Source organism: Sphingobacterium sp. N143 (genome assembly GCF_030325625.1).
GTDB lineage: Bacteria > Bacteroidota > Bacteroidia > Sphingobacteriales > Sphingobacteriaceae > Sphingobacterium.
Window position 1 is genome coordinate 140,265 of the sequence record NZ_JACAIS010000008.1, and the last position, 13,341, is coordinate 153,605.

Here is a 13,341-nt window from a genome sequence, read left to right on the forward strand (position 1 = left end):
ATTATATTTTGGTAAATTTATTACAAAATAAGTTAGCTTGATAATTGTATTCAAAATACATTAACTAAATTACACAAAAATATTCAAAAATACATCATTACCTGCAACGTTTATGAAAGATTATGTGATTGATATTGAAGCAGAAAACAAAGAGATAAGAAAACGTTACCGTGCCTTGTTGCGCGCCTGTAAGCCTACCTTGCAACGGGGCGACAAGCAAGAAATCCGGAAAGCTTTTGATCTGGCGCTGGACAGTCATAAAGAAATGCGCCGTAAATCAGGAGAACCCTATATTTATCATCCGATCGCTGTGGCCCAGATTGCTGCCGAAGAAATTGGCCTGGGAACCACCTCCATCGTATGTGCATTGCTTCATGATGTGGTGGAAGACACAAACGTTACGCTGGATGAGATTGAGGAAATGTTCGGCAAGAAAGTACGTCGTATTATTGACGGGCTGACCAAGATATCGGGGATATTTGACCCCAACAGCTCCATGCAGGCCGAAAACTTCCGCAAGATGCTGCTCACCCTTGCCGATGATGTCCGTGTGATTCTCATCAAACTGGCCGACAGGCTGCACAACATGCGCACCATGGAGTTTATGGCCCGCGATAAGCAGCTGAAAATCGCATCTGAGACAAGCTATCTTTATGCCCCATTGGCGCACCGTTTGGGATTATATGCGATCAAGTCCGAACTGGAAGACTTGTCCATGAAATATACCGATCCGGATACCTATAAATTTATCGCCCGCAAGCTCAACGAGAAAAAAGCAGAGCGGGAGAAATTCATCGGCGATTTTATCGGTCCGATCACCGAGATCCTGGAAGAACAAGGGATTAAAGCCTCCGTATTTGGCCGGCCAAAATCCATCCATTCGATCTGGAACAAAATGCGCAAGAAGTCCATTCCCTTTGAGGAAGTCTATGATTTATTTGCCATCCGTATTGTCATCGATGCTGTCGATGAAAAAGAAAAGACCGAATGCTGGAAGGTCTACTCCATCGTTACCGACCTGTACCGGCCCAATCCGGACCGTTTACGTGACTGGATTTCCTCTCCGAAAGGCAATGGTTATGAATCCCTGCATACCACAGTGATGGGCCCCAAGGGACAGTGGGTGGAAGTACAGATCCGTACCAAACGGATGAATGAAATCGCAGAAAAAGGATTTGCGGCACACTGGAAATACAAAGAGTCCAATTCAGATTCAGGCCTCGACCAATGGATCAAAAAAGTCCGCGATGTACTGAGCAGTCCCGACCAAAATGCCATGGACTTTGTGGATGATTTCAAGATGAACCTCTTCTCGGACGAGATTTTCATATTCACGCCCAAAGGCACGCTGATCCAGCTACCCAATAATGCCACGGCCCTGGATTTTGCCTTTGAGATCCACTCGGATATCGGTGCCAGCTGTATCGGTGCAAAGGTAAACCATAAGCTCGTACCACTCAGCCACGTCCTACAAAATGGTGATCAGGTGGAGATCATTACCTCCAGCAAACAATCGCCAAAAGAAGACTGGCTCAACTTTGTGGTGACGGCCAAAGCCAAGTCCAAGATCCGATCCTCCCTCAAAGAAGAGAAGAGACGCGTTGCCGAAGACGGCAAAGAGATCCTGGAGCGCAAGTTAAAATCATTGAAGGTTACCTACAATACCGACAACATCAATAAGATTGCCAACTACCTGAAATATCCGAGCTCCCAGGACCTGTTCTATAATGTGGCCAAGGGTATTGTGGATATCAAACAATTGCGGGAATATGTGGCCCATGAGAAAGCCGTGGAGGTCAGTGCTGGATCGTCCTCGGGCAATCAGTTCAACAGCCATATCGGCGGTTTGGTCGAGAAGATCAACAAGAAGGAATTTGACACCATCCTCATTGGCGATGACATGCAAAAAGTGGACTATACCCTGGCCCCCTGCTGCAACCCCATACCTGGAGATGATATCTTTGGTTTCTTGACCGTCAACGATGGCATCAAGATCCACCGCACAAGCTGTCCCAATGCCTCCAAACTTATGGCCAACTACGGTTACCGCATTTTGAAGGCACGCTGGGCATCCACCAAAGATTCGGCGTTCTTGACCGGCTTACATATTGTGGGCATTGACGACGTTGGTCTGGTCAACAAAATTACTACCGTCATTTCACAGGAATTTGCGGTCAACATCCGGTCCCTGGCAATTTCCAGTAATGAAGGTATTTTTGATGGCAATATCATGGTCTACGTCAACGATACCCAGCAGCTTGAAAATCTGATGAAGAACCTGAAGGAGGTCAGAGGGATAACAGGAGTAAATCGCTATGAATCTGAAAATTAATCAAATGAATATCACAATTTAGGCTACTGACCTTTCCGCAGCTACCGGACGTTTTATTTATAGCGGAAATATCAATCTTAATTGGTAAATTTGTACAAGAATCTTTTTACTATGAATCAAGCTGAAAATTTTGCAACTGTAAAAAAAATCTTTGAAGCCTACTTAGAGAACAAAAATCTAAGAAAAACGCCAGAGCGTTATGCTATCTTGGAAGAGATATATTCACGCACAGATCACTTTGACGTGGAGTCTTTGTATATCCATATGAAGAACAAGAAATACCGTGTCAGCCGTGCTACAGTTTACAATACCCTAGAGCTCTTGGTATCTTGTGATTTGGTGACCAAGCACCAGTTTGGACGGAATATGGCGCAGTTCGAAAAATCCTATGGTTTCAAGCAGCACGATCACGTGATCTGCATTGAATGCAATAAGGTTGTCGAATTCTGCGATCCCCGTATCAACCAGATCCAAAGCCTGATGGGTGACTTATTGAAATTTGACATCAAGCACCATTCGCTGAATCTGTATGGCGTATGTCAGGAATGTCAGGAAAAAAATAAAAAAGAAGAAAGCGTAGCCCAAGAAGCTATTTCAAATTAAATCTTATATTTTCTTAAATATAATAGTACATTTGTTCAGGAATGTTCAGGGGAAAAATTCCTGAACATTTTATTTTTTAGATGAGTCTATATTTATTAATAACATTTTAATTACTATACTTTAAAAGCTATGCAAGTTGATGTGCTTTTGGGCTTACAATGGGGTGACGAGGGTAAAGGTAAGATCGTAGACGTATTTTGTCCCAAATACGATTTGATCGCTCGTTTCCAAGGCGGCCCTAACGCCGGACACACGTTGGAATTTGATAACAAAAAATTCGTGCTCAACACAATTCCATCTGGTATCTTCAATGAAGGTACACTAAATCTTATTGGTAATGGTGTCGTTATCGATCCGATTATCCTAAAAAGAGAATTAGACAACCTTAAGACAGCTGGTTTTGATCCGGTGGGTAAAGGCAATTTGGTATTGGCCCGTAAGGCACACCTTATTTTGCCCACACACCAATTATTAGATGCGGCTTCAGAATCCAAGATGGGTGCTGGCAAGATCGGGTCTACATTAAAAGGTATTGGTCCAACTTACATGGACAAAACAGGTCGAAACGGCCTACGTGTGGGTGATACGACCCTTCCAGATTTTCAAGAGCGCTACCAAAAGCTCAAAGAAAAGCACCTGAACATCCTTTCGCACTATGGTGAAATTCCTGATTTCAGCGAAAAAGAAGAAGCATTCCTAGCAGCTATTGAATTCATTAAATCTATCCCGCACGTGGATTCTGAGCATTTGGTCAATCAATACCTGAAAGCAGGCAAGCGTGTACTGGCTGAAGGTGCCCAAGGTACATTATTGGATGTAGATTTCGGATCATATCCATTTGTGACTTCGTCCAACACGACGACGGCAGGTGCTTGTACAGGTCTTGGCGTTGCGCCCAATAAGATTGGTAAAGTATACGGTATCTTCAAAGCCTATGCAACCCGTGTCGGAGGAGGTCCCTTCCCGACAGAACTTCATGATGAAACCGGTGAAAGACTACGTCAGTTGGGCCATGAGTTTGGCGCGACTACCGGACGTGCACGCCGTACCGGATGGATCGATATTCCAGCTTTAAAATATGCCATCATGCTAAATGGTGTCACTGACCTGATCATGATGAAAGCCGACGTACTGGATACCTTCGAAAAGATCTATGCATGTACACACTACAAATACAATGGTGAAGTCATTGACTATATGCCATACGAGATCATCACGCATCAGGCAGAGCCTATCCTGGAGGAGATCGAAGGCTGGAAACAAGATCTGACAGGCATCACTTCCGAAGCCGAGATCCCTACAGCATTACGTAACTATATTGCTTATTTAGAGAAAGCACTTGAAGTTCCTATCACGATCCTATCCGTAGGTCCCGATCGTAAACAGACATTGGCATTATCAAAATAAACTATGCGAATCGAAAGTTTTGATCTTCTCGATTCTAAAGATAAATTTCATCAAAAAGCCCTGCACTGGTCGGGGCAATTTGATGAAATTTCTTTCTTTAACAGCAATGGGCCAGCCGACCAGTGGGGAAGATTTGAAAGTATACTGGCGGTAAAAGCATTGGCTGTCTTTCGTGCGGATGACCATGTATTGGATCAGCTGCAAGTATTCCTATCGCTCCATCCCGGCGGGTTTATTCCCGGATTTCTCTCCTACGATCTGAAGAATGAGATCGAAGAACTACAGACCACAGCCGTCAATACCCTTGAATTTCCCGAAGCTTATTTTTTCGTGCCCGCCATGACCATCAGCTGCCGTGGCCATCAGGTACAGATTCGGGCCGAAGACCCACAGGCGATATTTCAGGCCATCTGTGCGACCATCGTTCCACAGCAAGCTTCGCCGATTGATGTACGTGTACATTCACGCTGGACCAAACCACAGTATTTTTCGGCCTTTGACAAGGTACAGCAGCACATCCAGCGCGGCGATATCTATGAAGTCAATCTCTGCCAGGAATTTTTTGCTGAAAATGCCGACATCGACCCCATTGAAGTATATCTCAAACTGAATGCAGTATCACCCACTCCGTTCAGCAGTTTTTTTAAGGCCGGGCAGCATTTTATCATGAGCGCTTCACCCGAACGTTTTTTAGCCAAGCGAGCGGGCCGGCTTATTTCGCAGCCCATCAAAGGTACCGCCAAGAGAGGAAGCACGGCTGCAGAAGATCAGGAGATCATGCAGCAGATGCGCCACTCGCAGAAAGAGATAGCCGAGAATGTCATGATCGTGGACCTTGTCCGCAACGACCTGACCCGAAGCGCCTTACCCGGTACCGTCCAGGCTACAGGACTGTTCGAGATCCAGTCCTTTAAGCAGGTCCACCAGATGCTATCGACGATTACCTGCATGCAGGCCCCCCAGGTATCCAACATGGATGTCTTCAGACACACCTTTCCGGCGGGTTCGATGACGGGTGCCCCCAAGATTGCAGCCATGCAGATCTGCGATCAGATCGAAGCTTCGAGGCGGGGTATCTATGCCGGTTCCATCGGATACTTTGATACGCTGCGGGATGAATTTGATTTCAATGTGGTGATCCGCAGCCTGCTGTACAACCAGCAGAAACAGTACCTGTCCTTTCATACCGGCGGTGCGGTCACCAACCAGGCTTCGGCAGACCAGGAATATCAGGAATGCCTTTTGAAGGCCTCTGCCCTCTTGAAAGCCTTGGATACGACACTGGAACAATAAAACTATACTAATTTTATAGAACATATTTTTTGCTTCAAGTATTTTTTCGACCTTTGCCCTGGTGAAAACGCAGATCCCTTATATCAATATCCATACCCATCAGCCTGATCCCCTGCTGGACGGTTCCATTGTATCCATTAGAAATATTGCGCTCAACCAGCATGAGGCAATCCCTGCTGAGCAGCGTTGTTCTATTGGCCTACATCCCTGGTATATCGATGGGCACACAGCAGCCAGTTTGCAACAGCTGCGTTCCGGGCTAAAGCAAGCAGCGGTGGTGGCTGTGGGCGAATGCGGGCTGGACAAGAATATTGCCGTTCCATTTTTGGAGCAACAAGCCGTTTTTGAGCAACAGATCCAGCTGGCCGCCGAGTTTCAGAAACCCCTGATCATCCATTGTGTGCGTGCCTTTCAGGAAGTACTTACCACACTCAGCAAGTCACAGTTTACGTTACCTGTCATCTTCCATGGCTACCGGAAAAACTGGATTCTGGCGCAACAGCTGATAGGTAAAGGCTACTACCTATCCATCGGTGCCCATTGTCTGGATGGCAGTCAGGATGACATATTAAAAAATATGCCGCTGGAACAGCTCTTCTTGGAGACAGACACCCATACAGCAATACAAATTGAGCGCATATATCAATATGTCGCATCGGTCAAGTCTATCCCCTTGGTACAGCTCATGCAGGCAGTATACGATAACTATAGGCGAGTCTTTGCGGACTAAAGACCGAGCATATGGTTGAACACCATAAACATAAAACAAGTGCAACAGGACAATATAAAACAATGACCTTAAGCACTTTTAAATAATTTAAAGTAAATGAAAGATTTAAGTTGGCTGTCACGTACCGAAGCCTTGGTTGGTCGGGCAGCTTTGGAAAAATTAGCAAATTCACATGTCATGGTACTCGGCTTGGGCGGTGTAGGGTCCTTTGCTGCCGAGTTTATCTGCCGTGCCGGCGTTGGGAAAATGACGATCATCGATGGCGATACCGTTGATCCTTCCAACAGAAACAGGCAGTTGCCCGCCCTGGCCACCAACCATGGAGAGGCCAAAGCCGAAATTATGCGGCAGCGGCTGCTGGCGATCAATCCCGAGCTGGAATTGACCGTGATACAAGATTTCATTATTCCCGAGAAAATCCCTGGCTTGCTGGAGCTGGCACCAGACTATTGTGTAGAAGCCATTGACAGCATTACACCCAAATTATTTTTTATCCGTCTGGCTCTGGACGCCAAAATCCCATTTGTAAGCTCCATGGGTGCGGGCGGAAAAGTTGATCCCACGAAAATAAAGATCGCTGACATCAGCAAATCCTATAACTGTAAGCTCGCTCAGCATATCCGCAAGAAGCTGCGCAAACATGGTATCCGTGACGGTGTAAAAGTCGCTTTTTCAACCGAGTTGCCCGACAAAAAATCCTTATTATATACCGACGGAAGTAATTTTAAGAAATCAGCCTACGGCACTATGTCGTACCTTCCGGCAGCTTTTGGTGGGGCAATAGCATCTGTAGCTATTCGAGATCTGATGGAAAATGCTTAAATTAGCAGCATAAAACATATGAATGCATCTAAAAGCTACCTGTTGACAAAACAGTGTAGCTTTTATTTTATCGGCTTGTCACACCCTTCATATCGATTCCTTTGGGTTTGATATGTTCAAGCTTTTTTTGGAGCGAGTCCAGCTGAGATTTTTCAATATTGCCTGTGGCAATAATGATTCCGTCTTTTACCTGGGCTGTGATTGTCGGAAAATCTGCCAGGACGCGGCTCACATCCCGGGTCAAGGTCGAGTCTATCGCACCACCCACGATCTCATGATATTTCTCGCGCGCATCTTCGGGTTCGGGCTGATTGACCACAATATTATTGTGTATGGATTTAATCTTTTCGGCCCCTGCCGCCTTCACTTTGTCCTCAATTGCCTGTTTTAACGAATCAGAACCTATCTGTCCATCCAAGGTGACATTCCCCTCCTCGACATCCACGGCTATCCCCGGATCATCTGCTAGCGCTGTTTCAATTGTTGACCTTAGCTTGTCATCAGATTTCGGTGACCGGCAAGCGTGAACAAAAAGTAAAACACCTAATGAAAATATCAAAAGTAAGCTGTTTAATTTCATGGTCTTATTTATGTTTCCTTTATCCATAAAACAGCCAGGCAGGCATATTGTTTCCTTCATCTTCGATTTAAGGGATCAGTGGACCGCCAGGATGCGTTGATCCACCCCATTGAAGGAGAAGCTGTCGCCGACAGTTTTCCCCAGCAGCAGTTTTCCGATCGGCGATACCGGCGAGATCACAAAGATGTTGGCTGCATCTATTTTGAGCAATCCGATACTCACTGCGATAAAATAGATGCCTGTATTGGTTTTTACCAGGCTACCGACCTTGACCAGATCCGCTTTCTCCCCTCCTGCCGATGCGATATTCTTGAGCTGCTGCAGGTCCTTGTTTGCTTCTTGCAGCTGCAGCTGGTAGCGGTTGATATCCTGCTGGATCATTTCCCTGGAGGTCTCATATTTATCCCCGGCACTGCTTTTGGTATCGTCATTACTCGAATCCCGGGCGGTGTCCAAAGCAGATTCAATCATGGCTATCCGATCCTGGGTGCGATCCATAGCAGCTTTTAAAACATTCTCTTTGATCTCTAAATAAGTATTTGCCATCCCGAAAAATAAGGAATAAGTTCTATTTTAAAAAAAATAAAAACAATCCGCTTAATTTCAAGTGCATATAAAAAAACGCATGGTAAAAAAGATCGACGGCATTGCAATCAATCAAAAAATTGCTACATTTGTGCACTGAAACACGGAAAGGTGTCAGAGTGGTCGAATGAGCAGTCCTGGAAAGACTGTATACGGGATGACTGTATCGAGGGTTCGAATCCCTCCCTTTCCGCCAAACGAAGAGCAACTTTTTACAGTTGCTCTTTTGCGTTTAAAGGCACTTTTCTCTTCTTCATATTATATAAATTTTGATTGAATAGACGATTTCTGACAGATAAATATTGATCCTCTCTTTCGTGCGCACAAGACCCAAGACATTTATAATTGTGTCTTACCAAATATAAAAATAGCCGCAACTTTCTACGGCCACCCTAAATATTAAGAAATTGAAGCCATCTTATTGGAAAATTTTGCCGATCATAGGCATATATGAATTATTTGGAAAGAATAGTTCCTAAAAAATCTTTTAACGATATAGGACTTCTACCTAGTAAGTCTTTGACATCACTTTTATTGGTACCAAATTCTCCTTTGGCAATTGCCTGAGTATACCTTGCCAGATAGGCTGCATCTTCTTCAGAAAACCCGTTCTGGACGAACTGCGCAATATATGCATCAACCTCCGGTTGTTTATAGGTTACCCGTTTATCCAAAATATCAGAAATCAGCTCGGCAATTTCAGCGAAGGAGAAAGCGGTGTCTGCTGCGATGACATATTCTTTGTCCTGATGTCCAGCAGTAGTGAGGACAACAGCTAGGGCTTCAGCCATTTCTTGTATTGGTAAAAAAGGTACTTTACCCTCTCCGGCAGGAATAGATACACCTACTTCCAATATATTATTTCCGGACAACATCGGAATCATATCTGCGTACATGGTATTAGCCATTAAGGTATAAGGTATCGCTAGCTGTTTTAGATAATCACTTGTTTCTGCATGGTATTGCACATCCTCAACCATGCTACTCCGACGCAGATCTTTCATGGCAAAACTGGTATAAACAATATGACTGACGCCTGTTTCCTTGGCCGCATCAATTACGTTTTTATGCTGCTCAAACCTGTGAACTATTTCCGATGAGGAAGATATCAGCAGTAGCTTGTCCACATCTTTGAACGCACTTGTTAAAGACTCAAAATTCTGATAGTCACCAAGCCGCACCTGAATACCTTTTGATTTAAATTCATCTGATTTGGATTCGTCTCTTACCAATGCTGCAATATTGTTTGCAGGTATTCCCTTATTCAATAAAGAATTGATGGTCGCCTTACCTAAATTACCGGTTGCACCTGTTATTAAAATCATAGTGTTTATTTTAAGATAAATGATCGTTATGAAAGAAAAATCCATTTTGGTTTCTAAGCCTCACGTCTTGCTAAGTACGGGGGCGGCAAGTACCAGTACGCTGTTGTCAGCACTGTACAACTTGCTCTTGAAACAAGCACTTTTTCGTTTGTTCCATTAATTTCATTTCAAACATAATGTTACAAAATTCGTGAGCATGATGACAAATGGAAATACCCAATCGGGGCAAGTATTGGACTAATCGTACCTTTTATTTCGAAAAGTCAAAGCAGACATGCCTGTACTTTTGTTAAAAAGCCTCGAAAAATAAGGATAATCATCATAGCCTAATTCAAAAGCGATCTCTTTAACCGACTTGTCGGAGTGGTAAAGCAACCGTTTTGCTTCCAAAATAATTCTGTCCTGAATATGTTGCGAAACAGTCTGACCTGTAGTATATTTTACACTTTCATTTAAATAATGAGTGGATATATTTAGTTGCTTTGCGTATGTAGCCGGCCGCTTTATTGTGGAATAATTCGTCTCTAATAATCGCTTGAAAGATCTTGTAATCAACTCAGTTCTTGATGCCTTGCTTGATACTTTGTTCTGATTTAAAAACGTAGAAATAATCAATGCGATCAAAGTATTACTACTATCTCTCAAAAGTGGATAATACAATTTATTGTCGTTTTGCCTTGAAAACTTTAGACAAAGGGAAAACGTCTCAAAAATTTCTGTACTGATAGTATTTGTCAGTTCCAATGGTTTTGCCGGTGCAAGTTCTTCCAAAAATGAAATGTAGTCTGGGTTTAGATTTTCATTTTTAACTGCTAAAGAGCAAATATCCATAGTAGTGAAATCCAAAATTCGATGCACTTGGTTAGGATGCATATAAACAACAGTTGGTGCATTGATCTCATATTGCTGAAAATCAATTTCTATCGTGACAGATCCCTTTTCAAGGATATAAAATGTATGGCCCTCATCCCGATGCGGTTCTGTCGCTCCACCACATTGCGGGTCCGTTAGGAAGTCTGATTTTTTAATGCTGATTTTGTCAATAGAAATACCTAGACTGAACATGTCAGTCATTGGATTTAAAAATATGTTTTTGTTTGAGGGCATTACTGGTTGCTCTTTTTCATAATATTACATTTATTCAAAAATTGAACCGATTCGTTGAAATGACATTATTTCCGGTTTCAAAAATACAAACAAATTCCCTGCTTAGCATTAATACACAGATGCAGTCAAAAGTCAGGTTGTATTAGTGAAAAAGGAATTTCAATATTTTTTTGTCGGTTGATTTAGCCAGTTCCCTTTTCAGTTAAATGTTTGCCGAAACTCCAGAGGACTCATTTTGGTCTTCGTCTTGAATAGCTTACTGAATGATTGTGAATGTTCAAAGCCTAATTCATAGGCAATTTCACGAACTGATAAGTTTGTGGTAGAAAGTTTTTCGCTGGCTTTTTCGATTAATTTATCGTGTATGTGCTGCTGTGTGCTTTGACCGGTTACTGTCCGCAGTAAACTGCCTAAGTAGCTTGGCGAGAGATTCAGTTCTTTCGAAACATATTGCACAGATGGTAAACCTCTAATTGCCAAATCCTCACTGTTAAAGTAATCTGTCAACAATTTTTCCAAACGTTCCAAAATGTGATGATTGGCTTTTTCCCTTATGATAAACTGGCGGTTGTAAAATCGTTCCGAATAACTAAGCAAATTTTCAATATGTGTACAAATGATTTGTTTGCTAAACTTATCAATGTTAGAATGATATTCCTCTCGTATATTTTCAATAATGCCGTTAACTGTTTTTTCTTCTTTCTCTGATAACAGCAATGCTTCATTTACTGAATAATCAAAAAATGCGTACTGTTTAATGCTTTTCGCTAATGGTGTGTTCCAGATAAAATCTGGATGAATCAGCAGCATCCAACCTGATTGTTCTTCGGACTTTTCGTTTTCAGTAATTTCAAGTTGAAGCACCTGATTGGTTGACATAAAGAATAATACTCCATCATCTTCAAAATCATATTCCAATTGTCCGTATTTGTACTTTACACCTTTTATTCGTTTCAAAGCAATAAAATAAAAGTCAAATACAAAATTCATTGCGATTAGATCGGACCGTCCAGTGAAATCATCCGCCGTGACGACACTGATCAATGGGTGTGCGGGCTTGGGTAAACCCCTAAGCCGGTGAAACTCACTGATTGACTTGATACGCTGTGGTTTTATTTTTGCCATATCACAAATTTACCTTTTTGATGATAGTTGTTCACTTAATAACCATAATTCTTTGCCTATTGATTTCTCGAACTTATTCTGGAGTTCAATGATGTTATTTTTTTCATCAAAGAATTTCCCGTTGGTGGATTTAGCATTTTCTTTTGTCGCCACGTATACGCCGCTTTCGCAGGTGTCTGGCGCATTTCTAACGTCAGATGATAATAAGAACATGAGTTTGAGCCACCAAGGTGTGGCACCTTTTCCGAGATTTGATTTTACAAATCCGGGATGAAATAGCATTGAGCTTGCCGAAGTATTTTGTAATCTGTCGGCTAATTCTAAACCAAAGTAAACCCTTGCAAACATAGCCAGATTAGTTGCTTTTAACCAACTGTATGATTTTGTAAGCTGTAAATCATTCAGATCAATTTTGGGCTTTTTCATGAAACGAGGTGCACCGGCAACAGTTACAATGCGTGCATCATCCGTTGTTTCTATTATATCAAGTAAGTTGTTTGTAAGTACAAAATGACTTAGATAATTTATGGCAAATGATTTGTCAATTCCTTCGCTAGTCATCTCTTTTTTGAAGTACCACGCACCAGCGGCGTTCACCAAGCCGTGCAGCTGATTGTATTGTTGCTTAAACTCTGTGCTAAGTTGACCAACAGATTTCATCAAACTTAAATCGGCTGTGAGAAAGGAAATCTTTCTATTAGCCGATTTTTCCGAGATTTCCCTCACGGTTTGCTGGCCGTTTGAAGTAGTACGGCTAACAATAACGACATTTGCCCCTGTTTTTGCAATGCCGGTGGCAATAGCTTTTCCAACGCCCGATGTGCCACCTGTAATCAAATAGGTTCTGTCCTTTAATTCCATTTTCTTATTTTTTGTTACTACAAAGGTCCGCAACAATGAAAAAACGGATGTATTCAAAACCACTGTTATTGTAGTCTAAATGAATAGCTTCATAATGAGCCAGACCTGATCAGCAATGTCCAATATCTTTGTTGGTCTTGCATCTATTTCGCATAGAAATCCCGTCAACCCGATTTTTCCGATATCAGATTGAAGATCGTCGGGTCGTGGCATTATTGTTTAAGTAGTTTTAAGCAACTTCATATATTTTCACATTAGGATTGCCGATGATATACGGTTTTAAGGAAGTTATAAAGTCCGTGTTGAAGAACTTGCTCAACAGATAGGATTGTGCATCTTCCATGCTCCTAAAGCCATGAAAGATTCGAATGTCTTCCACATGTACCAACAATTCATTGGTTAAGGCACCTTTTACATTTCTCAGGAAAGGTTCCTTGTATAAATTGTAAACGGCTGATATACCAGCCCTATCTATTCCTTCAATGGTGAGTCTTATATCCAAATATGCCTTTGCCATAATCTTTATGCTGTCTAACAAAGTTCATTGGAATAGCAATTTTAAACAATGGCC

General features: G+C 42.5%; 13 protein-coding genes and 1 tRNA gene. 7 read left to right on the forward strand and 7 right to left on the reverse strand.

Translation table 11 applies throughout. The features are described from left to right. Positions 1-112: 112 nt before the first annotated feature. The 6 genes from HX021_RS15890 to HX021_RS15915 all read left to right on the forward strand — a co-directional run bounded on the left by HX021_RS15890 (position 113) and on the right by HX021_RS15915 (position 7,187). Positions 113-2,332: a RelA/SpoT family protein gene (locus tag HX021_RS15890; protein WP_286591463.1), complete on the forward strand. Its 2,220-nt coding sequence runs from the start codon at positions 113-115 to the stop codon at positions 2,330-2,332. Between the two features lie 111 nt (positions 2,333-2,443). Beyond that, complete coding sequence (locus tag HX021_RS15895; protein WP_077433329.1) at positions 2,444-2,935, forward strand: Fur family transcriptional regulator; 492 nt, start codon at positions 2,444-2,446, stop codon at positions 2,933-2,935. Between the two features lie 129 nt (positions 2,936-3,064). Further along, a complete protein-coding gene (locus HX021_RS15900; RefSeq protein ID WP_286591464.1) occupies positions 3,065-4,342 on the forward strand; it encodes an adenylosuccinate synthase in 1,278 nt (425 codons plus the stop codon). Between the two features lie 3 nt (positions 4,343-4,345). Beyond that, on the forward strand, positions 4,346-5,635 hold the full coding sequence (locus tag HX021_RS15905) for an anthranilate synthase component I family protein (protein WP_286591465.1): 1,290 nt from the start codon (positions 4,346-4,348) through the stop codon (positions 5,633-5,635). 61 nt (positions 5,636-5,696) lie between these two features. Beyond that, entirely contained in the window at positions 5,697-6,365 is a 669-nt protein-coding gene (locus HX021_RS15910) for a TatD family hydrolase (RefSeq protein ID WP_286591466.1), read from the forward strand. 96 nt (positions 6,366-6,461) lie between these two features. Further along, complete coding sequence (locus tag HX021_RS15915; protein WP_286591467.1) at positions 6,462-7,187, forward strand: tRNA threonylcarbamoyladenosine dehydratase; 726 nt, start codon at positions 6,462-6,464, stop codon at positions 7,185-7,187. 67 nt (positions 7,188-7,254) lie between these two features. On the opposite strand, the gene HX021_RS15920 is transcribed toward HX021_RS15915, so the two are convergent. Further along, a complete protein-coding gene (locus HX021_RS15920) occupies positions 7,255-7,767 on the reverse strand; it encodes a BON domain-containing protein (RefSeq protein ID WP_286591468.1) in 513 nt (170 codons plus the stop codon). A 75-nt stretch (positions 7,768-7,842) separates the two neighbouring features. Beyond that, complete coding sequence (locus HX021_RS15925) at positions 7,843-8,313, reverse strand: hypothetical protein (protein WP_286591469.1); 471 nt, start codon at positions 8,311-8,313, stop codon at positions 7,843-7,845. 144 nt (positions 8,314-8,457) lie between these two features. Here HX021_RS15925 and HX021_RS15930 point away from each other — a divergent pair. Continuing rightward, positions 8,458-8,548: transfer RNA gene (locus HX021_RS15930), tRNA-Ser, on the forward strand. Between the two features lie 259 nt (positions 8,549-8,807). Here the strand turns inward: HX021_RS15930 and HX021_RS15935 are convergent. The 5 genes from HX021_RS15935 to HX021_RS15955 all read right to left on the reverse strand — a co-directional run bounded on the left by HX021_RS15935 (position 8,808) and on the right by HX021_RS15955 (position 13,287). Further along, positions 8,808-9,677, reverse strand: coding sequence for an SDR family oxidoreductase (locus HX021_RS15935; protein WP_286591471.1), 870 nt, complete (start codon positions 9,675-9,677; stop codon positions 8,808-8,810). Between the two features lie 237 nt (positions 9,678-9,914). After that, complete coding sequence (locus HX021_RS15940) at positions 9,915-10,784, reverse strand: helix-turn-helix domain-containing protein (protein WP_286591472.1); 870 nt, start codon at positions 10,782-10,784, stop codon at positions 9,915-9,917. Positions 10,785-10,982: 198 nt separating this feature from the next. Then, complete coding sequence (locus HX021_RS15945; RefSeq protein ID WP_286591474.1) at positions 10,983-11,909, reverse strand: helix-turn-helix domain-containing protein; 927 nt, start codon at positions 11,907-11,909, stop codon at positions 10,983-10,985. 9 nt (positions 11,910-11,918) lie between these two features. Then, a complete protein-coding gene (locus HX021_RS15950; RefSeq protein WP_286591475.1) occupies positions 11,919-12,770 on the reverse strand; it encodes an SDR family NAD(P)-dependent oxidoreductase in 852 nt (283 codons plus the stop codon). A gap of 229 nt (positions 12,771-12,999) precedes the next feature. Continuing rightward, positions 13,000-13,287, reverse strand: coding sequence for a hypothetical protein (locus HX021_RS15955; protein WP_286591476.1), 288 nt, complete (start codon positions 13,285-13,287; stop codon positions 13,000-13,002). Positions 13,288-13,341: the final 54 nt, after the last annotated feature.